The following is a 20,181-nucleotide window of genomic DNA, read 5'->3' as shown; positions in this document are numbered from 1 at the left end:
CGCCCGCGCCGTCAGGTCCCGCACCGCGATCCGCACCAGCTCCCGGCGCTTGAACCGGCGCAGCGCATCCCACGCCCCCGCCGGGTCGTCATGCCGCGCCACCGTCGCCCTCGCCTCCGCCACCAACTCCCCCCGCGAGCGAGGCTCCATGCAGGCCCGGCCGTGGACGAGCCGGTCGGCCTCCTCAGGGTGGGCGGCCAGCCAGGCCCCCATGGAGCGGCTGGCCCCGACGACCGCGACCAGGCGACGGCGGAACCCGGGCCGGCGACGCAGCAACGCCGCGAACGCGTCCGGGTCGGCCCTGGCGGCGGCGATCGCTGCCAGGGCCCGGGCGGCCAGGTCGGGGTGGGCGCTCCCGGCCACCTCGGCGAGCAGCCGGTGCCCGCCGAGTACCGCCGACGGCGGCCACGCGCCGAGCTGGGCGAGCGCGGCCGCGCTGGCCTCGGGCTCGTCGAAGCCGTGGCGGGCCAGGGTGTCGGAGGACGTTCGGGCTGGGTCAGGGATCACGGCACCTCACCGGTCGGCTGGTTGCCGTGCATGGTAGTGCGGCGCCGGGCGGCGCCGGGCGGCCGGCATCAGGCCCCCCAACCAGGCGCGCGCCGGCCGGCCGGCATCAGGCCCCCCAACCGGGCGCGCGCCGGCCGGCCGGCATCAAGGCCCCAACCGGGCGCGCGCCGGCCGGCCGGCATCGGGCCCCCCCTACGGGCGCGCGCCGGCCGCGCGGCGGCGCGGGCCGGGTCAGGAGCAGCGGACCCGCTCGACCCAGAGCAGGTCGTCGGCTGCCAGGGGAGCGACCAGCTCCTCGACGTCGGGGAGCTGGCTCCGCGGGACGGCGATGGCCAGCAGCTCCTGGCCGGCCCACTCCCAGCGGATCCCGAGCCGCTCGAGCCGGCCGAGCATCCGGTTGCAGCGCGCGAGCTCCTCGTCGTTGGAGGGCATCGGGGTGACCCGCATGGTACCCAGGCTCGACCGCTGGGTGACTTCCTGGACCACCGCCTGCCGGCCGCCGTCGGGAGCGACCCGCACCCGGTCGCCGAGCACGAGCTGGCCGAGGAACGGGACCACCGCGATCTCGAGCTCGCCCACCCCCACCTGCCGGCTGGGCAGGGCCTCCCACCGCCCCGACCAGCAGTCGGCGTCGTCGACGTCCCGCCCGAGCACCATCGGGCCCGGATGCTCCCAGGACCGGTCGTCGTGCACCACCGGGTCGGGCCAGGGGTCGGCGGAGTCGAGCAGCGGCTGGCCCTGCCGCAGCTCGCTCCTGGGGTCGTCCGGGAACCGGCCGGCCCGGTCGGGCAGGACGACCTGCAGCATCGGGAACTCGTCCAGGTACCAGTCGATCGCCGTCCCGAAGTAGGGGGCGTACCACTCGGGCCGCACCCCGACCACCCGCACGTCCTGCTCGGAGAGCACCCGGGCATGGTCGCGGCCCGGCTCGAAGCGCTCGCCGCGCACGACCCGCTCTCCCATGAGGTTGAGCAGCAGCGCAGCCTGGTTCTGGTCGACCCCGAACATCGACAGCTCGGGATGGCCGAGTGACGTCCACAGCCCGATCGTGTAGGTCCACGGGTGGTGGAGCGGGTCCCCGAAGACCATCTGCAGGTGCCAGCCGTACCGCTCCACGTTGGCGCGGACCGGCTCGAGCCGCCCGGCCAGCCCCGGGTCGATCTCGGGCATGGGCAGGAACGGCTCGCCGAGCCGGCGCCGGCGCCGGCCAAGGGGCATCCAGGACCGCACCACTGGTCAGAGCAGGGGGAGGTAGCGCTCGCGCTCGAAGGGCGACACGTAGCGCTGGTAGGACTCCCAGTCGCGGTGCTTGTTGCGCAGGAACCACTCGAACACGTGCTCGCCCAGGGCCTCGGCCACCAGCTCGGACGCCTCCATGGCGCCGAGCGCCTCGTGCAGGTCGACCGGGAGCGGGGTGATCCCGGCCGCCCGCCGCTCCGCGTCGGTCATCTCGCCGATGTTGTCACCCGCCTCGGGAGGCAGCTCGTACTCCTCCTCGATGCCTTTGATGCCGGCCGCGAGCAGCACCGCGAAGGCGAGATAGGGGTTGGTGGCCGGGTCGGGCGAGCGCACCTCGACGTCGACCCGGTCGGAGCGGTAGCCCCCCACCCGCACCATCGCCGAGCGGTTTCGCTGCGCCCAGCACACCCAGGTGGGCGCGTCGTAGCCGGGCACGAGCCGCTTGTAGGAGTTGATCCACTGGTTGGTGACCGCGGTGTACTCGTGGGCATGGACGAGCAGGCCGGCGATGAACGCCCGCGCCGTCTTGGACAGGTTGGCCTCCTGACCAGGGTCGTAGAAGGCGTTGCGGTCGCCCTCGTAGAGCGACAGGTGGGTGTCCATGCCCGAGCCGGCCACGCCCTCGGTGGGCTTGGGCATGAAGGTCGCGTGCAGCCCCCGCTCCAGCGCCGCCTCCTTCACCACCAGCCGGGAGCTCATGATGTTGTCGGCCATGGCCAGCGCGTCCGCCTCGCGCAGGTCGATCTCGTGCTGGCTGGGCGCGATCTCGTGGTGGGACTGCATCACCGAGATGCCCATGCGCTCGAGCATGCCGATGGCGACCCGGCGGAAGTCCTGGGACAGGTCGAGCGCGGTCTGGTCGAAGAACGAGCCAATGTCCAGGGGCTTGGCCGACTCGGCGTCGGCGAACAGGAAGAACTCCATCTCGGGCTGGGCGTAGACCGTGAACCCGAGGCTGGCGGCCCGCTCCAGGTTGCGGCGCAGGACCCACCGGGGGTCGCCGTCGAACGGCTCGCCCTCGGTGGTCAGCACGTCGCAGAACATGCGGGCCACGCCCCCGTCGTCACTGTGGCCGGGCAGGATCTGGAACGTGCTCGGGTCGGGCCGGGCCACCATGTCGGCCTCCTGGACCCTGGCGTAGCCCTCGATCGCCGAGCCGTCGAACTCCATGCCCCGCTCGAAGGCGTCCTCGAGCTCGGCCGGGGTGATCGCGAACGACTTGAGGAAGCCGAGGACGTCGGTGAACCACAGGCGGATGAAGCGGACGTCGCGGTCCTCGACCGTGCGCAGGACGTACTCCCGCTGCTTGTCCATGTCGGCGTCTCTCGCAGGACGGGCACGCTGGAACGTGCGTCGGCGGACGGGTGGCGCGCCATGCTACCAAGCCGGCTCACCCTGGAGGGGACGATCCGGTCGCCCGCACTACCAGGCAACGACTGCTGGACCACCGCCTGCTGCGTCGCAGGCGAGATGCCGCCTCTGACCCTCACGAGATGCCGCTCCTGACCCTCAGCGGTACGACTTCGAGCCGATGGAGGCGCTCGGGCTCGACCTGCTCTGCGCTCCGTCCGGGTGGGAGGGCGCTGCTATCGTGGCGGGAGAGGCCGGGCGGGCGCCCGCCGAGGGCGGGGCACGTCCCTCGGCCGGAGCGCGGGAGGTGTCCGTGGAACGGCTTCGTCTGGCCGGTGCCCAGATCAACCCGGTGGTCGGGGACGTCGACGGCAACGTCGACCTGATCCTTCGCGCCTACCAGGAGGCCGCCGAGCGCCACGCCCACCTGGTCGTCTTCCCGGAGCTGGCCGTGACCGGCTACCCGCCAGAGGACCTGGTGTTCAAGCCGGCGTTCCTGGCCGCTAGCCGGGCCGCGACCGAGCAGGTGGCGGCCCGGGTGGGCGACGCCGCGGCGGTGGTCGGCTTCGTGGAGCCGACCCCGGCCGGACCGGCCAACGCGGCCGCCCTCTGCCACCAGGGCCAGATTGTCGCCACCTACCACAAGGTGCTCCTGCCCAACTACGGGGTCTTCGACGAGGAGCGCTACTTCGTGCCCGGCGGCGAGGTGCTGCTGGCCGGGTTCGGCGGCGTCCAGGTCGCGGTCACGATCTGCGAGGACCTGTGGTTCCCCTGGGGCCCGATGGCGTCGGCCGCCGCGGCCGGGGCCGAGGTCGTGGTCAGCCTGAATGCCTCGCCGTACCGGCTCGAGAAGGACGACCGGCTCGGCCCCATGCTGGCCACACGCGCAGCCGACCACGGCACGCATCTCTTCTACGTCAACCAGTTCGGGGGCCAGGACGAGCTGGTGTTCGACGGCCAGAGCGCCTCGTTCGACCCGCAGGGCCGCGTCCTTGCCCGGGCCGGGGCGTTCGGCGAGGAGCTGCTCGTGGTCGACCTGACCCTCGAGGAGGGGGCGACCGCCCGCCTCTCGGACCGGCCCCGCCGCTCCCCCGCCGTCGACCCGCACCCGGCCCTGGCCGTGCGCCGGGTCCAGGTCACCGACGCCCTGCCTGACCCGGGCCCACCCGTGGAGCGCCGGCTCGCCCCCGCCCTGAGCACCGAGGAGGAGGTGTACCGGGCCCTGGTCACCGCCACCCGCGACTACGTCGACAAGAACGGCTTCCGGTCGGTGCTGATCGGGCTGTCCGGCGGGATCGACTCGAGCCTGGTCGCCACCGTGGCGGCCGACGCGCTCGGCCGCGAGCGGGTGACCGGGGTGGCCATGCCGTCGTCCTACTCGTCGGAGGGGAGCCTGACCGACGCGCGCGCCCTGGCCGACAACCTCGGCATCAGGTTCCTCGTCCTGCCGGTCGCCGAGCCGGTCGAGGCGTTCCTGTCGGTGCTCAAGGAGGCGTTCGCCGGCACCGAAGAGGGCATCGCCGAGGAGAACCTGCAGGCGCGCAGCCGCGGCACCCTGCTCATGGCCCTGTCCAACAAGTTCGGCAGCCTCGTGCTCGCCACCGGGAACAAGTCGGAGATGGCGGTCGGCTACGCCACCCTGTACGGCGACATGGCGGGCGGCTTCGCCGTCATCCGTGACGTGCCCAAGACGCTGGTGTACGACCTGTGCCGCTGGCGGAACCAGGCCGGGGTGGTGATCCCGCAGGCGGTGCTCGACAAGGCGCCCTCGGCCGAGCTGCGCCCGGGCCAGCTCGACACCGACTCGCTGCCTCCCTACGAGGTGCTCGACCCGATCCTCGAGGCCTACGTCGAGGACGACGCCAGCGTCGAGGAGCTGGTCGCCGAGGGCTTCGACCGGGAGACGGTCGAGAAGGTCGTCAAGCTCGTGGACGGCGCCGAGTACAAGCGGCGCCAGGCACCACCGGGGCCGAAGGTCACCGGACGGTCGTTCGGCAAGGACCGCCGCCTGCCCATCACCAACCGGTTCCGGGGGCTGACCCGCCCGGCCAGGTAACCGGCCCGGCGAGGCAACCGGACCGGCCAGGCAACCGGCTTCGGCTGCGGATTGCGGCCGCCGGGCAGGTAACCGGCCCGGCCAGGCAACCCGCCTGGCCAGGCAACCGGGTTCAGTCGCGGTTGCGGCCCCGCCAGGCGTGGCACACTTTGGTGGTCCAGGAGACCCCGAGCGGGCTCCAAGGAACCATACAGAGGAGGCCGCCATGCCGGTCGCCATCGCCGACCTCGCCGCCTGGAAGGCGCGCAGGGAGCGGTTCGTCATGCTCACCGCCTACGACGCGCTGACCGCGCGCGTGCTCGACGAGGCCGGGGTGCCCTTGTTGCTGGTCGGCGACTCGGTCGGCAACAACGTGCTCGGCTACGAGACCACGATCCCGGTCACGATGGACGAGGCGCTGGTGTTCACCGCGGCGGTCGCCCGCGGGGCCAGGAATGCGCTGGTCATCGGCGACCTGCCGTTCGGGGCCTACCAGGCGTCGGCCGCGGAGGCCGTGCGCAACGCGACCCGGCTGGTCAAGGCGGGGGCGAACGCGGTCAAGCTCGAGGGCGGCCGCCGATCGGCCAAGGCGGTCCGGCGCATGGCCGAGGCCGGCATCCCGGTGATGGGCCATCTCGGCTTCACGCCCCAGTCGCTCAATGCGTTCGGCGGCTTCCGCGTGCAGGGCCGGGGTGCCAAGGGTGACGATCTGCTGGCCGACGCGCTCTCGCTCCAGGAGGCCGGCTGCTTCGCGGTCGTGCTGGAGATGATCCCCTCAGAGCTCGGCACCCGGGTCACCGAGGCGCTGGACGTCGCCACCATCGGCATCGGGGCCGGCCCCGGTGTGGACGGCCACGTCATGGTCATCACCGACCTGATCGGCCTCACCGGGGACCCGGCCCCGCGCTTCGTGAAGCGCTACGCCGACCTCCGCTCGACCCTGACCGACGCCGCCCAGCGCTTCGCAAAGGACGTGGCCGAGGGCCACTACCCGGCCGCCGAGCATCAATACCACTGAACGCATCGATGGTTGCAGGAACAATGAGATGTGAGATAGTTGTCTCCGCAATCGTCAGGGCGGCCGCAGACCGGCGGCCGCCCACGGAGAGGAGCGCAGCATGAGCGAAGGTCCCGTACAGGCGGGAGCAGCCCGGGTGGTCGACGGCCGTACCGTCCCGCCCCCGGGCATCTGGGTCATCGACCCGGTCCACTCGTCGCTGGAGTTCATCGCCAGGCACCTTATGGCGAAGGTGCGCGGCCGCTTCACCCGCTTCAGCGGCGAGGCCGAGATCGCCGAGGTCCCGGAGCAGTCCCGCGTGCACGTCGAGGTCGAGGCGGCCAGCGCGGACACCCACGATCCCACCCGGGACGGCCACCTGAAGTCGGCGGACTTCTTCGACGTGGAGCACTACCCCACCATCACCTTCGAGAGCACCGCGGTCCGGCCTGCCGACGAGGGCGTCTGGAAGCTCGACGGCGACCTCACGATCCGGGGCGTCACCCGGCCGGTCACCTTCGACCTCGAGTTCCTCGGGGTCGGCACCGACCCGTGGGGCAACCTGCGGTCGGGCTTCTCCGCGGCCACCACGGTCAACCGCGAGGACTGGGGGCTGAAGTGGAATGCGGCCCTCGAGACCGGCGGGTTCCTCCTCGCCAAGGAGGTCCGGCTCGAGGTCGAGGCCGAGCTCGTCCGCAAGTAGCGGGTCGACGGCCACCCGCACGGCTACGATCCCGAGCGGAGCGTGCGGAAGTCGCCCTCCTCGTACCGGGCCAGCACGAACACCAGGTCGGCGAGCCGGTTCAGGTAGCGCACGGCCTCCCGGTCGACCAGCAGACCGGCCCGGTCCATCGCGACCGTGTGGCGCTCGGCCCGCCGGATCACCGTGCGGGCGTAGTCGAGGAACGAGGAGCCGCGGGACTCGCCGGGCACGATGAACTCCTCGGGCATCCGGATCTTGCCGGTGTACTCGTCGATGAGCCGTTCCAGGCCGTCCACCATGGGGGCCGTCACCTTGGTCCGGCCGGGCTGCAGCTTGTGGGCGTTCTCGACGGCGGTGGCCAGCTCCGCCCCGACCACGAACAGCTCCCGCTGGAGGCGGAGGACGAGGTCGGCGAGCAGGCTGTCGGCGATGAACACCCTGGCCATGCCGAGCGCGCCGACCGCCTCGTCGGTGGTCCCGTACGCCTCGGTGCGCAGGTCGGACTTGTCCACCCGGCCGCCGTAGAGCAGCCCGGTGGTGCCGTCGTCCCCGCCTCGCGTGTAGATCCTCACGAGCGCTCCTTCGTGGTCGCCTGGGCTGCCTGGCGCTGCCGCCGCTCCTCGGACAAGCGGGTGACCCGGACGCCGGCGTGGATCCGGTAGCGGCGGTTGAGGCTCACGATCACCGCCGTGAACCCCTCGAGCTGGCGGGCCAGCCGGAGCGGCCCGGCGTCGACCCCCCGGCACCCGGGGATCTCGTCGGCCAGCGCGAGCACCACCGCCTTGGCTTCCGGGTCGTCCCCGGCCACCAGCACGTCGGTGTCGACCTGCCGGTCCGGGTCGGCCAGCAGCTTGGGCGCCGCGTGGTGGAACGCGGCCGTCACCCGGGCCCTCGGCAGCAGCGCCTGGGCCTGCTCGGCGGCGCTGCCCTCGGGCACGTCGAGCAGGTAGGGGCCGGCCCCGTCCCAGGCGAGCGGGTTGACCACATCGACCACGATCTTGTCCCCGATCGCGCCGGCCAGGGAGGGCAGCACCGCCGACTGGCCCTCGAACGGAAACGTGAGCACGACCACGCCGGCCCGCTCGGCCGCCTCCTCGTTGCCCACGCCGCGGATGGGCAGGCCGCGACCGGCGTCGAGCTCCTGCACGACCCCGCGGGCCCGCTCAGCCGAGCGCGATCCCAGCAGGACCTCGTGCCCGGCCAGGGCGAAGCGCAACGCGAGCCCGCGGCCCTGTGGCCCCGTCCCGCCGAGCAGGCCGAGGATGAGCTGGTCGGCCACTGTGCTGCCTCCTGTCGTCGGTCCGTCAGCGCGCCGGCACGGGTGCGGGCGGCCTGGTCAAGGGGAGGCTACCTGACCCGGACGCCAGGGGCGCCCACGCCGGGATGGTCGGAGTTTCGCTGGCAGGTCGGGCGCCGTATGCTCGGACCCAGGGTGGGTCCGACAGCTGCGGCGTGGGTCCGAGAGCTGCGGTAAGGAGGGACGAGGCAGGCGATGGCGGAACGCTTCGAGCGGCCAGCACGGCCCAGCCCCAGCGTGGCGCCGCCCGACCCGGCCACCGAGCGCCTCGCCCGCCTGTACATGCTCACGACCGCGCTGTCAGGCGCGGTCAGCGCGCAGGACATCGTTGCCACGACCGTGCGCCAGGGCACAGCCGCGCTGGGCGCCGTCGCGGGCGCGCTCGCACTGCTGCATCCCGACGGGACGCTCGAGACCACCGCCTCGTTCGGCCTGCCGCCCAGGCTGATCGACACCTTCCGGCGCTTCCCGCTCGACACCCGCCTCCCCATCGCCGACGCCGCCCGCTCCGGCGAGCCGGTCTGGCTCGAGTCCCTGGCCGAGCGCAACCGCCGCTACCCCAACCTCGCCGCAGTGGCCACCAGCAACGAGGCATCGGCCTCGATCCCCCTGCGGCTCGGGCCGCGCATCGTCGGCGTGCTCGGCCTCAGCTTCGCCAGGGAGCGGCGCTTCACCGCCGAGGACCGGAGCTTCCTGCTCGCCCTCGGCCGCTTGTGCGCGCTCGCCCTCGACCGGCTCCGCCTGGCCCAGGCGGCCGCCGACCAGCCGCCCGGGCCGGCCGGGGCGGTGCTCGGCGACGGCGGCGGCGCCACCGCGCTCGACGTGCTGCTCGCGGCGGCCCCGATCGGGCTCGCGGTCATGGACGCCGACCTCCGCTACGTCCGCATCAACAGCTTCATGGCCGCGATCAACGGGCGCTCGGTCGCCGAGCACCTGGGCCGGTCGATGCGCGAGGTCGGCCACCCCGCCCTCACCCGGGCGGCCGAGCCGATCGTGCGCCAGGTGCTCGACGGCGGCGCGCCCGTCTGCGACGTGGAGATCGCCGGCCCTCCGGGCGCAGGCGCGGGCGGCGCCAAGCGGCCCGAGCCGACCTGGCTGGCGAGCTACTACCCGGTGACCGGTTCGGACGGGAAGGTCACCGGGGTGGGCGCGGTGGTCACCGACATCACCGGGCGCAAGGCGGCCGAGCGCGCGCTGAGCGACAGCGAAGCCCGGCTGCGGCTGGCCCTGGACGCGGCCCGCATGGGCACCTTCGACTGGGACCTGCGCACCGGCGCGCTGCGCTGGAACCCCAACCACGCCCGCATCTTCGGGGTGGAGCTGGAAGCGTTCAGCGGCACCTACCCCGGGTTCACCGAGCGGATCCACCCCGACGACGTCGAGGCGGTCGACGCCGCCATCGCCCGCGCGATCGAGGCAGCGGGCAGCTTCGAGGTCGAGTACCGCATCGCCCGGCCCGACGGCGCCGTCCGCTGGGCGCTCAGCCTGGGCCAGGTCGTGCTCGACGAGACCGGCGAGCCCGCGCAGGTGACCGGGACCACGCTGGACACCACCGAGTCCCGCTCGGTGCGGGAGCGCATCGCCCGCGCGTTCGAGAGCATCAGCGACGGCTTCTGCGCCTTCGACCAGGGCTGGCGCCTGACCTACGCCAACCGGGAGGCGCAGCGGGTCCTCGGGCACAGCGAGGACGAGCTGCTCGACCGCCCGCTCTACGACACGCTGCCGGCACCCCTGGGCACCGCGTTCCAGCGGGAGTACGAGCGCGCGGTCACCGACAGCACGGTGGTGGAGTTCGAGGCGTTCTACCCGGCGCTCGACGCCTGGTTCGAGGTGCGCGCCTACCCGTCACTGGACGGCCTGTTCGTCTACCTGCACGACGTCTCCGCCCGCCAGGCGGCCGAAGCCGAGCGGGCGCGGCTGCTCGCGGCCGAGCGCGAGACCGGGCCGCGCTGGACCGCATGCTCAGCATGACCCCGGCGTTCCATGCCGAGGACCTGGGCGCGGCCGACCTGGCCGAGACGATCTGCCGCGCGGCCGCGCGGACCTTCGCCTGCCCTGGGCGTCGATGTGGGAGGTCGAGGGCGAGCAGGCCAGGCTGGTGGCTGCCGCGCCCACCAGGGCCGGCGGCGCCACCTCCGTAGCCGTTGCCGCCGCGGCCGACCTGCCCGGCGACCTCGCGGCCAGGCGCCCGGTATTTCGGACCGAGGCGGCCGGCGCGCCCCTGCTCACCGGCACGCAGGGTGGCGCCGAGCGCGGGCTTGCGCTGACCGTGACCGACCCGCTGGCCCTGACCCACGCCCTGAACGAGGTCTTCCTGGCCGAGCGCCCCTCCGACGAGGCGTTCGCCACCGTCTGCTGCGCCCGGGTGCCCCCCGACCGGGCCAGCGCCACGTTCGTGGTCGCCGGCCACCCCATGCCCCTGCTGCTGAGAGAGGGCGTGGACCTGGTCGACCTGCCGTGCGGGCCGCCGCTCGGCCTGGGCGGGGACGGCGACTGGCAGGAGGTGACGGTCGCCCTGGGTCGCACATGGACGCTGCTGTTCTACACCGACGGCCTGGTCGAGGCCAGGAACCGGCCCGGCGGCCCTGACCGCTTCGGCGAGCAGGGGCTGATCGAGCGCCTCGCTGAGCTGCCGACTCCGGCCGGGCTGGACGGCGCCGGCCTCGACACCGTCCTCGCCCACGTCCAGGAGCTGTCCGGGGAACGCTTCGCCGACGACGTGGCCGTGGTCCTCATCCGCCACCAGCCCGACCCCGCCTGAGCCCGCCCGACCCCGCCTGGGCCTGTCTGAGCCGGGTTGGGCCGGCTGAGCCTGGCTGGGTCTGTCCGAGCCGCTGCAGACCGGATATCTCGGCTACCTGACCGCCTCTCCAGACGCGGCTGGGCCCGGCTGGCGGCCTGACCGCCTGGACCCGCTGCCCTCGCGCCGTGCTCGCGCCACGCCGCGAGGGCGGCACCGGCCGGGGCGCGAGACGCGCCGGTGCGGGGCGCGAGACGCGCCGGTGCGGGGCGTGGCGCTGCTGCCGGGTCACCTGGGCAGCAGCGCGGCCGTGACGGTCGCGCCCGGCTCGACCGTGGCGCCCGGGCCGAGGACGCTGCCGGTGACCGTGGCGCCCGTCCCGACGACGGCGCCAGGGCCGACCACGACGCGGGTGATCACAGCGCCGTGCTCGATCCGGCTGCCCCTGTCCAGCACGCCCGGCCCGGCGACCACGGCGCCGGGGGCGAGCACGCTCCCGTCCACGACCAGCACCGGGCCCCGGTCGCGGCCGGCCGGGAGGAGGCGGCCGGGCGGCAGCCGGTAGGGCCAGCAGCCGGCGAGCAGGCGGGCCGAGACGCCGAGGAGCCGCCCGAGGGTGCCCGCGTCAGCCCAGGGATGGCGGAGCGGCCACCCCTGGGCCTGGCCGCGCTGGCAGAGCGGTTCGAGCACCGACTCGGCCAGCGTGGAGCGCCCAGGGGGGACGGCGTCGAGCGCGGCCGCGCGCACGGCGTACACCCCGGCAGACGCCCAGCCCCCGGCCGGGTCGGGCACGATCCGGCCGGTGGCGTCCAAGCGGAACGGCAGCGGGTCGTCCCGGGCCGGGACCAGGCCGGCGGCGAGCTGAGCCCCCGACCGCTCGAGCAGGGCGGCCAGCTCGGCCATGTCGGCGGGATGGGCCACGACATCGGCGCAGGTGACGAGCACGATCCCCCGGCCTAGGAGCCCGAGCCGACGGGCGTTGCCGAGCCCGCCGCCGGTGCCCAGCAGCTCCGGCTCGCGCACCACCTGGCAGCCGGCCGGATCGCCTGCAGCGCGCCAGGCCCTGCTCCCGCTGCCTGCAGCGCGCCAGGCCGACTCGCCTGCAGCGCGCCAGGCCCGGCCGTCCAAGTGGGCGGCGAGCAGGTCGGCGCCGTGGTGGGCGTTGACCACGACCCGGCCGGCACCCGCGACCAGCAGCGCCTCGCACGCGAGATCGACGAGTGGCCGCCCGGCAGGGGCAAGCAGCGGCTTGGGCACGCGCCGGGTCAGCGGGGCCAGGCGGCTGCCCGCCCCGGCGGCAAGGCAGAACCCGACGACCTCGGTCCCGGGCCGCGCAGCCGGGCCGGCGCCCATCCGGCTACCGCCGGGGGTCGCCGGCCGGGCCGGCGACGAACCACTCCTCGGGCACGAGGTAGCGGGGGCCGCCAGGGGTCTCCTCGACCAGGACGTCGGGGGGCAGGGCGGCGAGCCCGAGCAGGCCGAGGACTCCGTCGTGGGCGGCCTGGGCCAGCGCGACCGTTCCGGCCGGGCCGCCCGCGACGTAGCCGGCCCCGGCGCGCAGACCCATCACGCCCGAGACCCGCTCCGCCCACGCGGCACCCACCTCCTCCTGGAGCGTGCCCAGGTCCTCGGCCGGGACCTCGAACCAGTCCGGCCGGGCGCCGAAGGCGTCCTGGAACCCCTCGGCAGCGAGCTTGACGAGCACGCTGATGCGGCGGAGCGCCGGTGACGCCGGCGGTTCGGTCTGCATGCCTCTCCTCGTCGGTCGGGCCGAGGGCCGACCCGGCGGCTCGGGCCTCGCCTCCGCGCAAGTGCTCTGACTACCTCCTGGGCCGGTTCCCCAGTGACGGGTGCAAGGGGAGTCGGCCTGTAAGCCGGCAAGTTTCCAGCATCCCGCCACGCTGTGCGGGTCGGGCACGAGTGGGCAAGGGAGGCCGGTCGTCATCGGGTGGCATCGGCTCCTGCCGGCAGCGGGGACAGTGGACAGGACCGCAGGAGCCTACCCGTCACATACTAGCCGGCGTCGCTGAACAGGCTGAGCTGCTTGGGTCGCGCCCCCGCGCTGACCTGGGCCTCAGGGGGGAGCCCCGGGCCGCTCCCCGCCGGTCGCGGGGCGGTGGCCACCGGCCTGAGGTGCCCGGCGCTGGTCTTGGAGCCGGTGGTAGGGGGTGCGCAGGCCGTCGCGCAGCAGCGGGCCGAGCAGGCGCCTGGCGCGCAGCAGCAGCACGGCGGCCCCCACCAGGTACGCCAGGGCCACCACGAGCAGCTCGGTGCTGCCAGGGACCAGCGCGGCGAGCCCGAACTGGACCAGGAACAGCCCCGACAGGGCCGCGGCCTCCCGGACGCTGATCTCCAGGTTCACCAGGACCGCGACCGCGAACAGGCTCTGCGCGGCGGTGAGCAGCAGCTCCTCGCGCTGCGCGGGCCCGACGGGCAGGCCGGTGGCAGTTCCGGAGGCGACCGTGAAGACCAGCGGCAGGGTGCCGACCAGCAGCGTCCACTGGTTCACCTTGGAGGAGACCAGCGTGCTCAGGCCGCTGGTGGTGTTCAGATGCCAGGCGTACAGCCCGGCGAGCAGGGCGAGCCCGAGGTAGGCGCCCGGCAGCGCGGCCCCCAGGGCCAGCCCGACGTTGAGGCGCTGGCGACCAGAGCGCAGGCAGGCGTCGCAGACTCCGACCTCGGCCAGGTGCACCTGCGAGGAGGCCGGCGGCGTCCGGGGCGTGTCCATGCCGGTCACCCTCGAGCCGGCGTGGACGCCGCTCCCGCTTGACGCTCGAGCATCCCGGTGAGCGTGGCAAGGTGGTAGGCGCCCCGCCAGCTGCCGGCCGCCCGGCCGCCGGCGGTGGTGGCCGGGCTACCGGCGCCGGTCGTCCCGCTCGACGTGGATGCCCGGGGTCGGCCCGGTCGCGGGCTCGTCGTCGTCCTCCTCGCCGGCAAGCTCCTCCTCCGGCGTGATGTCGGCATCCTCAAGCACCTCATACGGATGGCGCGCCGACACCAGCCCGACCGCGCCGTCGGTCTGCTCGACCGCGTCGCGTTCGGCCGCGGCCGCCTCCTCCACCGTCAGCTCGGCCAGCGGGTCGGCCGCCAGCCGCTCGTCGGGGATCGGCCGGCCGCTGCGGACCGACCGGCCGTAGCTGCCGGCGGCAAGCCGCGCCTCGGCCCGCTCCAGCGACGCCCACCGCGCACGCAGGAGCTCGTCGACGGCCGTGCCGGTCTGCCTGTCGTCACGCCGGTCGGCGTCGTCGACCTCGTCGCCCAGCTCCGCCGGGACCGGCCCGCCGGACCCGGCCGCCAGCAGCCGCTCGAGCCGGGCTCGCTCGCCGGCGAGCAGCGCCCGTGCGTGCGCCTGCTCCATCCTCGCCTCCTCGGGAGTCCGGGTGAGACGCTCATCTTGGGGGATGTCGGCGACCACCGCCAACGGGATGCCGCTGCTGCCGGGTCGATGGACCGGGCGTCCGCGGGACCGGTGCTCGGTACCGCCCTACCAGCCAAGGATGCTGAGATCCCGATGAAGGGTTACCCTGCTGCCCTGCGTTGACCGATGCGTCGGGAAAGGGCGAGATGGGCGCTGCGGAGGAACCGGCGGCGGCTTGGAGCCGTCGCGCCGTGCACGCCACCATCTCGAAGCTCTGGTCGTACCCGGGCAACGTCCTTCTGGTGGCGGCCGCCTATTACGCTGCAGCCAGGCTTGGCTTGCGGCTCGCGCTGATCGAACGGAACGTCACGCCGTTCTGGCCCCCCACGGGCATCGCCGTCGTGGCGTTCCTTGTCTTTGGCCGGGCGGTGTGGCCCGGCGTCGCGCTGGCAGCCTTCGCGGTCAACCTCCCCATCAGCACCAACGGCCTGGCTGCCGGCGCCACGGCCGCGGGCAACACGCTCGCCCCCCTTGTCGCGGCGACCCTGCTCGTCAAGGTCGGCTTCCGCCGGGAGATCGACCGGCTCCGGGACGCCATCGCCATCGTCCTCGGTGCCCTGCTGAGCATGCTGCTCAGCGCCTCAGTCGGGGCCGGGGTCCTGGTGGCGTCCGGAGCCCTGCCCGCCAGCAGGTTCCCGGCCTCCTGGGCGGTGTGGTGGACCGGCGACGCCATGGGCGTCCTCGTCGTGACCCCGTTCCTGCTCAGCCTGGGCCTGCGACGCCACCGATCGAACGCAACGCTCCGGGAGCGCGTCGAGGCGACCGTGCTCTTCTTCCTCATCGCGATGGTGTCCCTGGCGGCGATGGCTACCGATCTGCACGTGATGGTCCTCGTCATCCCGCTGCTCGGGTGGGCGGCCTGGCGGTTCCAGCAACGGGGAGCGGCGCCGGCGGCCCTGCTCGTCGTTGCCGTCGCCTCGTGGGCAGCCGGCAAGGGCGTCGGCCCGTTCCGAGCGGGAACGCTGCTCGAGAGGATGCTCACACTCCAGGCGTTCAACGCGACGGTTGCCTTCTGCTCGTTCTTCTTCGCCGCCGTGGTGACGGAGCGCATGCACGCCCACGAGGCGCTGGAGCGCGCCGCGGGCGAGCTGGAGGAGCGGGTGCGGCAGCGGACGTCCCAGCTCTCCGCCACCAACCAGCGACTGAACCGCGAGATCGCCGAGCGAGAGGAGACTGAGCGAGCGCTCCGGCAGCGCGAGGGACAGCTCGCCGAGGCCCAACAGGTCGCCCACATCGGGAGCTGGGAGTGGCTGATACCGCAGAACCGGGTGTCGTGGTCGGACGAGATGTACCGCATCCACGGGCACGCCCCGCAAGCGTTCCCCGTCACCTTCGAGACGGCCGTCGAGCATGTGACGACCCACGACGCCGCGCGCATCCGGTCGAATGTGGAGGCCGCGCTCCGGCGAGCTGGTGATCAGGACCTGCCCAACGTCGAGTACCGCATTACCCGCCCCGACGGTGCGGAGCGCGTGCTGCTCGGCAAGGCCAAGCTGCGCGTCGGCCCGAACCGGGAGCCTCGGCGGATGTTCGGCACCGTCCAGGACGTCACCGAGGGCAAGCAGGCCGAACGCGAGCACCGGATCGCAGAGACGCTGCAGCGCAGCCTCCTGCCCGACCGGCTCCCCGAGCTTCCCGGCATCCTGCTCGCGGCCCGTTACGTCCCGGCCGGCGGCGACATGCGGGTCGGCGGCGACTGGTACGACGTCGTGCAGCTGCCGGGTGGGCACGTGGGGCTCGCCATCGGTGACGTCGCCGGCCACGGGCTGCGGGCGGCCTCCACCATGGGGCAGGTGCGGATGGCGCTGCGCGCCTACGCGCTGGAGGAACCATCGCCGGCCAGGGTCGTGCGCCGACTCGACCAGCTCGTCAGCCGGCTGCTCGGCTCCGAGGTCGTGACGCTCGTCTACCTCGTAGTCGACCTGGACTCTGGGATGGTCCGGTTCGCCAACGCCGGCCATCCTCCCCCGCTCGTCGTCGAGGCAGGGGGCCACGTCCGCTACCTCGAGCACGGCCTCGCACCCCCGTTGGGCTGCGACCATCCCGAGCTCCCCGCCGAGGCCACCTTCCGGCTCACCCCGGGTTCGACCCTGCTACTGTTCACCGACGGACTGGTGGAGCGGCGTGGCGCGCCGATCTGTGCGGGACTCGATCGGTTGGCGAGGTTGGCGGCAGCCTGCGACGACGACGTCGACGCGCTGTGCGAGCAGCTGCTGCGCTGCATGGTCGGGGACGACGTCGCTGACGACATCGCGCTGCTTGCGCTGCGGCCGGTTCCGCTTGTCGGCAGCCGGCTGGTTGTTCGCCTGCCCGCGGAACCGCGCGTGCTCGCCCCGCTGCGCCAGACCCTGCGTCGTTGGCTCCGGGAGATCGATGCCGCGCCGGACGTCGCGGACGACCTGCTGCTCGCCTGCGGCGAGGCCTGCGCGAACGTGATCCAACATGCCTATGGCGCCAAGGAGGGTGGGTTGGAGATGGACTTGGCGGTACGCGATGGGACCGCGGAGGTGACGGTCCGAGACCACGGCAGCTGGAGACGTCCGTCGGGCGTGGACGGGGGGCATGGCCTGCCGCTGCTGCGAGCGCTCATGGATGCGGTCAAGGTGCAGAGCGGGCCGGACGGGACGGTCGTGCGGCTTGAGCGGCGGCTTTCGGGTGGGAGCCGCGCATGAGCGACCTGGCCTGGGTTGAGGAGGAGCAGCAGGGCAGGCTGTGCCTGGTCCGGGTCCACGGCGAGGTCGACCTGTCCAATGCGCAGGACGTCGCCGCGGCCATCGGCCGTGCAGTGGGGCAGGAGGCGCGCAGGCTGGTGGTGGACCTGACCGACACCACCTATCTCGACAGCGCCGGGGTGGCGCTCCTGCTCCGGCTGGCGACGCGGTTGCAGGCCCGGCGACGGCAGCTCCGGCTGGTGGTGCCCTTCAACTCCCCGGTTCGCAGGGTGGTTGAGTTCACAGGCCTGCCGAGGGTGATCCCCGTGGAGACCCGGCTGGAGGACGCCCTGGCCCACCGCGACGAGACCCTGCCCGACGATAGCAGGTAGGTGCCGTCGGAGCCCCTGGCGAGGGTCGCGGCCGGCTCGCGTGAACGGTACCTGCGGGGATCTTGGTACGACACTGCCCCGAACTCGGTCTGGTCTCAAGGCGCCACGGCGCGCGACACTGCAGCATCGCTGCCAACTTCTGTTGGCCGGATCAGGACCCTTCCCTGCCGGATCAGGGCAGCTCCGGGGGCACCCGGGGGTCGTGGTGGGCGAGGACGCGGCGCAGGAGGCGGTGGAACAGCTCGCGCTCGGTGGTGGTGAGGGGGGCGAACAGGGCGTCGTCGGCGCGGTCGACGCGGTGGTCGAGACGGCGGCGGGCGCGGCGGCCGGTGGAGGTGATGCTGACGGCGTGGCGGCGGCGGTCGCGGGGGTCGCGGACGCGGGTGACATAGCCGGCGTGCTCGAGGTCGTCGAGCACGGCGACCATGTCGCTGCCGTCGATGCGCAGGCGCTCGGCGATGTCCTTCTGGCAGGCGGGTCCGGAGTCGGCGAGGCAGCTCAGCACCGCGAGATGGGGCAGCCGGTGGTGCGGCAGCTCCAGGTCCTGGGCGGCGAGCTGCTCCACGAGCTCTCGCTTCGCCACGGTGGACAGCTTGCAGAGCAGGAAGTTGGACCGCTTCAGCAGATCCTCGGGCCAGACCCGGACGGCGTCTGCGCTCCGCTGCGCCGTCGCGCTCATGTTGTCGCACCCCTCTGGTATCTTGGTTGCTGGCAACCATTGGTAGATGTATATCAATGGCAAGATCCAAAGATCAGGATAACCCAAGAGACGAGGCAGCTGCATGGCCGTGGCAGATCTGCAGACACCCGCGGAGACGCGGAGCGTCCGAAACGACAACCTGATCCTGGCGCTGGTCTGCCTGGCGCAGTTCATGGTCATCCTCGACATCTCGGTCGTGAACGTCGCTCTGCCCTCGATTCGCCACGACTTGCACTTCAGCCAGTCGGGGCTGCAGTGGGTGGTCAATGCCTACGCACTGGCGTTCGCCGGCTTCCTGATGCTCGGCGGGCGCGCCGCCGACCTGCTCGGGCGCCGGCGGGTCTTCCTGGCAGGTATCGGGCTGTTCACGGCGGCCAGCCTGGCCGGTGGCCTGGCACCCAGCCAGGCGACGCTGATCGCCGCCCGCATCGGGCAGGGGCTCGGCGGTGCGATCCTGTCCCCGGCGACCCTCACGATCCTGACCACCACCTTCTCCGACCCGTCGCGCCGCGCCAAGGCGCTCGGGGCGTGGAGCGCCATGGCCGCCGCGGGTGGTGCGGCCGGCTCGCTGCTCGGCGGCATCCTCACCGACGTGGCCAGCTGGCGCTGGACCCTGTTCATCAACGTGCCCGTCGGCGTGGTCGCGATCATCGGCGCCCGCGCCCTGCTGCGCAGGGACGACAGCGTCGCGGCCGCTGCTGCCGGCAACGGGCGTGGCCGGCGCAGCCTCGACGCGCTCGGGGCGGTGCTGGTGACCGGCGGGCTGATGGCGCTGGTGTACGCGATCGTCGGGACCGACCAGCACGCCTGGACGTCGGATCGCACGCTCGGCACGCTGGCGGTCGCGGTCGTGCTGCTCGGCTGGTTCGTGTTCCACGAGGCGCGGGTCGCCACCTCGCCGCTGATGCCGCTGAGCCTGTTCCGGTCGCGCTCGGTCAGCGGCGCCAACGTGGTGATGCTGTGCATGGGCGGCGGCTTCTTCGCCATGTGGTTCTTCCTGTCGCTGTACATGCAGAACGTGCTCGGCTACTCGCCGCTGAAGGCCGGCCTGGCCTTCGTGCCGATGACGTTGTCGATCGCGGCGGCGGCACAGGTCGGCTCGCGGCTGCTGCCGCGCACGGGTGCGCGGCCGCTGCTGCTGATCGGGCCGCTGGTCTCGGCGGTCGCGCTGCTGTGGCTGTCGCGCATCACCGCCGACGGGACCTACCTGCGCAGCCTGCTCGGCCCCAGCGTGCTCGTCACGCTCGGCCTCGGCCTGGCGTTCACCCCGGTAGCCTTCGCCGCGACCGCCGGCGTGCCCCGCGAGCAGGCCGGCCTCGCCTCGGGGCTGCTCAACACCACCCGCCAGGTCGGCGGCGCGATCGGCCTTGCCGCCCTGGCCACCGTTGCCACCACCCGCAGCCACGCCATGCTCGCCTCGGCGACCCCGCCGGCCGCCCTCACCGCCGGCTACGCCAGGGCGCTCATGGCCGGCGCCGTCATCGTCGCGCTGGCCGCCGCCGCATCCTTCCTGCTGCCCGCGCCGAGCAGGACAGCAGCCGCGGCGACCGCCGGGCGCGAGCCGGAGGCCGAACCCCAGGACGCCGCCTGACAGGGGAGTTGGGGGATCGATGCAGGAGATCAGCCGAGCAGGCAGCAGACCGGGCGGCTTCAGCGCGCCATGGATCGGCGCAGCGCAACAGCGCCCTACCGGCTTGGGCTCGGCGGGTGGATCATGAGGGTATGCACGTTCGGTGGACGGCCGCGGCCCTGGCGCTCGGGGCGCTGCTGCTGGCCGGCCCGGCGGTGACCGGCGCGGGCGCAGAGGCATCCGCCGGCCGCCCGACCGTCCGCGCCCTGGAGCTGCACGGCGCCGTCGACCCGTTCATCGCCCGCTACCTGGAGCGCAGCATCACCGCGGCCAACAAGGCCGGGGACGCCGCCGTCCTGCTCACCATCGACACCCCCGGCGGCCTCGAATCCTCCATGCGCGCCATCGTCAAGGCGATCACCGGCTCCCGGGTGCCGGTGCTCTGCTGGACCGGGCCGGCCGGGGCCAGGGCCGCCTCCGCCGGGACGTTCGTGATGCTCGCCTGCCCGTCCAACGCGATGGCCCACGGCACCAACATCGGCGCCGCCCACCCGGTCGGCGTGAGCGGCGCGATCGAGCAGG

General features: G+C 73.7%; 19 protein-coding genes. 9 read left to right on the top strand and 10 right to left on the bottom strand.

Annotated elements, in window-relative coordinates; genetic code table 11:
* The 3 genes from VG276_29755 to VG276_29745 form a co-directional block, all read right to left on the bottom strand.
* Nucleotides 1–507 (bottom strand): hypothetical protein (locus tag VG276_29755; GenBank protein ID HEV8653474.1); only part of this gene is annotated, 507 nt, incomplete at its 3' end.
* A 231-nt stretch (nucleotides 508–738) separates the two neighbouring features.
* Entirely contained in the window at nucleotides 739–1,725 is a 987-nt protein-coding gene (locus tag VG276_29750) for a DUF4262 domain-containing protein (GenBank protein ID HEV8653473.1), read from the bottom strand.
* An 18-nt stretch (nucleotides 1,726–1,743) separates the two neighbouring features.
* A complete protein-coding gene (locus VG276_29745; GenBank protein HEV8653472.1) occupies nucleotides 1,744–3,060 on the bottom strand; it encodes a glutamine synthetase family protein in 1,317 nt (438 codons plus the stop codon).
* A 349-nt stretch (nucleotides 3,061–3,409) separates the two neighbouring features.
* On the opposite strand from VG276_29745, the gene VG276_29740 reads away from it, so the two are divergent.
* The 3 genes from VG276_29740 (at nucleotide 3,410) to VG276_29730 (ending at nucleotide 6,831) form a co-directional block, all read left to right on the top strand.
* Nucleotides 3,410–5,152 carry an NAD+ synthase gene (locus VG276_29740; protein ID HEV8653471.1) on the top strand — a complete coding sequence of 581 codons (1,743 nt, stop codon included), beginning with the start codon at nucleotides 3,410–3,412 and terminating at the stop codon, nucleotides 5,150–5,152.
* A 205-nt stretch (nucleotides 5,153–5,357) separates the two neighbouring features.
* Entirely contained in the window at nucleotides 5,358–6,149 is a 792-nt protein-coding gene (panB, locus tag VG276_29735; protein HEV8653470.1) for a 3-methyl-2-oxobutanoate hydroxymethyltransferase, read from the top strand.
* 100 nt (nucleotides 6,150–6,249) lie between these two features.
* Nucleotides 6,250–6,831 carry a YceI family protein gene (locus tag VG276_29730; protein ID HEV8653469.1) on the top strand — a complete coding sequence of 194 codons (582 nt, stop codon included), beginning with the start codon at nucleotides 6,250–6,252 and terminating at the stop codon, nucleotides 6,829–6,831.
* Nucleotides 6,832–6,854: 23 nt separating this feature from the next.
* Here the strand turns inward: VG276_29730 and VG276_29725 are convergent, their stop codons facing one another.
* Nucleotides 6,855–7,403, bottom strand: coding sequence for a cob(I)yrinic acid a,c-diamide adenosyltransferase (locus VG276_29725; GenBank protein ID HEV8653468.1), 549 nt, complete (start codon nucleotides 7,401–7,403; stop codon nucleotides 6,855–6,857).
* A complete protein-coding gene (gene npdG / locus VG276_29720) occupies nucleotides 7,400–8,110 on the bottom strand; it encodes an NADPH-dependent F420 reductase (GenBank protein HEV8653467.1) in 711 nt (236 codons plus the stop codon). Before npdG ends, VG276_29725 begins: the two co-directional genes overlap by 4 nt.
* A 213-nt stretch (nucleotides 8,111–8,323) precedes the next feature.
* Here npdG and VG276_29715 point away from each other — a divergent pair, with 213 nt between their 5' ends.
* The gene (locus VG276_29715; GenBank protein ID HEV8653466.1) at nucleotides 8,324–10,099 is read left to right on the top strand and encodes a PAS domain-containing protein; all 1,776 of its coding nucleotides are present in this window, start codon (nucleotides 8,324–8,326) and stop codon (nucleotides 10,097–10,099) included.
* Nucleotides 10,100–10,193: 94 nt separating this feature from the next.
* Nucleotides 10,194–10,889: a PP2C family protein-serine/threonine phosphatase gene (locus VG276_29710; protein HEV8653465.1), complete on the top strand. Its 696-nt coding sequence runs from the start codon at nucleotides 10,194–10,196 to the stop codon at nucleotides 10,887–10,889.
* Nucleotides 10,890–11,156: 267 nt separating this feature from the next.
* Here VG276_29710 and VG276_29705 read toward each other — a convergent pair whose 3' ends face one another.
* The 4 genes from VG276_29705 to VG276_29690 all read right to left on the bottom strand — a co-directional run bounded on the left by VG276_29705 (nucleotide 11,157) and on the right by VG276_29690 (nucleotide 14,226).
* Entirely contained in the window at nucleotides 11,157–12,221 is a 1,065-nt protein-coding gene (locus VG276_29705; GenBank protein ID HEV8653464.1) for an NDP-sugar synthase, read from the bottom strand.
* 4 nt (nucleotides 12,222–12,225) lie between these two features.
* Complete coding sequence (locus VG276_29700) at nucleotides 12,226–12,618, bottom strand: hypothetical protein (protein HEV8653463.1); 393 nt, start codon at nucleotides 12,616–12,618, stop codon at nucleotides 12,226–12,228.
* A 324-nt stretch (nucleotides 12,619–12,942) separates the two neighbouring features.
* Entirely contained in the window at nucleotides 12,943–13,596 is a 654-nt protein-coding gene (locus VG276_29695; protein HEV8653462.1) for a hypothetical protein, read from the bottom strand.
* 126 nt (nucleotides 13,597–13,722) lie between these two features.
* Nucleotides 13,723–14,226, bottom strand: coding sequence for a hypothetical protein (locus VG276_29690; protein ID HEV8653461.1), 504 nt, complete (start codon nucleotides 14,224–14,226; stop codon nucleotides 13,723–13,725).
* A 251-nt stretch (nucleotides 14,227–14,477) separates the two neighbouring features.
* On the opposite strand from VG276_29690, the gene VG276_29685 reads away from it, so the two are divergent.
* Nucleotides 14,478–16,958: a SpoIIE family protein phosphatase gene (locus tag VG276_29685; GenBank protein HEV8653460.1), complete on the top strand. Its 2,481-nt coding sequence runs from the start codon at nucleotides 14,478–14,480 to the stop codon at nucleotides 16,956–16,958.
* A complete protein-coding gene (locus tag VG276_29680) occupies nucleotides 16,955–17,329 on the top strand; it encodes an STAS domain-containing protein (GenBank protein ID HEV8653459.1) in 375 nt (124 codons plus the stop codon). Before VG276_29685 ends, VG276_29680 begins: the two co-directional genes overlap by 4 nt.
* Before the next feature lie 172 nt (nucleotides 17,330–17,501).
* On the opposite strand, the gene VG276_29675 is transcribed toward VG276_29680, so the two are convergent.
* On the bottom strand, nucleotides 17,502–18,008 hold the full coding sequence (locus VG276_29675) for a MarR family winged helix-turn-helix transcriptional regulator (protein HEV8653458.1): 507 nt from the start codon (nucleotides 18,006–18,008) through the stop codon (nucleotides 17,502–17,504).
* 103 nt (nucleotides 18,009–18,111) lie between these two features.
* On the opposite strand from VG276_29675, the gene VG276_29670 reads away from it, so the two are divergent.
* Complete coding sequence (locus tag VG276_29670; protein ID HEV8653457.1) at nucleotides 18,112–19,620, top strand: MFS transporter; 1,509 nt, start codon at nucleotides 18,112–18,114, stop codon at nucleotides 19,618–19,620.
* Nucleotides 19,621–19,751: 131 nt separating this feature from the next.
* Nucleotides 19,752–20,181: nodulation protein NfeD (locus VG276_29665; protein ID HEV8653456.1), on the top strand; the 430-nt coding region annotated here is incomplete at its 3' end.

Source organism: Actinomycetes bacterium (assembly GCA_036000965.1).
In the GTDB taxonomy this organism is placed as follows: domain Bacteria; phylum Actinomycetota; class CALGFH01; order CALGFH01; family CALGFH01; genus DASYUT01.
The sequence above is the reverse complement of the archived record's forward strand: the minus strand, read 5'-3'. Positions and strand labels throughout refer to the sequence as shown.

Coding starts and splice junctions, on each gene's coding strand:
- VG276_29715 (HEV8653466.1), top strand. CDS start 8,324: ATGGCGGAACGCTTCGAGCGGCCAGCACGGCCCAGCCCCAGCGTGGCG.
- VG276_29695 (HEV8653462.1), bottom strand. CDS start 13,596: ATGGACACGCCCCGGACGCCGCCGGCCTCCTCGCAGGTGCACCTGGCC.
- VG276_29745 (HEV8653472.1), bottom strand. CDS start 3,060: ATGGACAAGCAGCGGGAGTACGTCCTGCGCACGGTCGAGGACCGCGAC.
- panB (HEV8653470.1), top strand. CDS start 5,358: ATGCCGGTCGCCATCGCCGACCTCGCCGCCTGGAAGGCGCGCAGGGAG.
- VG276_29680 (HEV8653459.1), top strand. CDS start 16,955: ATGAGCGACCTGGCCTGGGTTGAGGAGGAGCAGCAGGGCAGGCTGTGC.
- VG276_29730 (HEV8653469.1), top strand. CDS start 6,250: ATGAGCGAAGGTCCCGTACAGGCGGGAGCAGCCCGGGTGGTCGACGGC.
- VG276_29710 (HEV8653465.1), top strand. CDS start 10,194: ATGTGGGAGGTCGAGGGCGAGCAGGCCAGGCTGGTGGCTGCCGCGCCC.
- VG276_29670 (HEV8653457.1), top strand. CDS start 18,112: ATGGCCGTGGCAGATCTGCAGACACCCGCGGAGACGCGGAGCGTCCGA.
- VG276_29750 (HEV8653473.1), bottom strand. CDS start 1,725: ATGCCCCTTGGCCGGCGCCGGCGCCGGCTCGGCGAGCCGTTCCTGCCC.
- VG276_29700 (HEV8653463.1), bottom strand. CDS start 12,618: ATGCAGACCGAACCGCCGGCGTCACCGGCGCTCCGCCGCATCAGCGTG.
- VG276_29690 (HEV8653461.1), bottom strand. CDS start 14,226: ATGGAGCAGGCGCACGCACGGGCGCTGCTCGCCGGCGAGCGAGCCCGG.
- VG276_29705 (HEV8653464.1), bottom strand. CDS start 12,221: ATGGGCGCCGGCCCGGCTGCGCGGCCCGGGACCGAGGTCGTCGGGTTC.
- VG276_29675 (HEV8653458.1), bottom strand. CDS start 18,008: ATGAGCGCGACGGCGCAGCGGAGCGCAGACGCCGTCCGGGTCTGGCCC.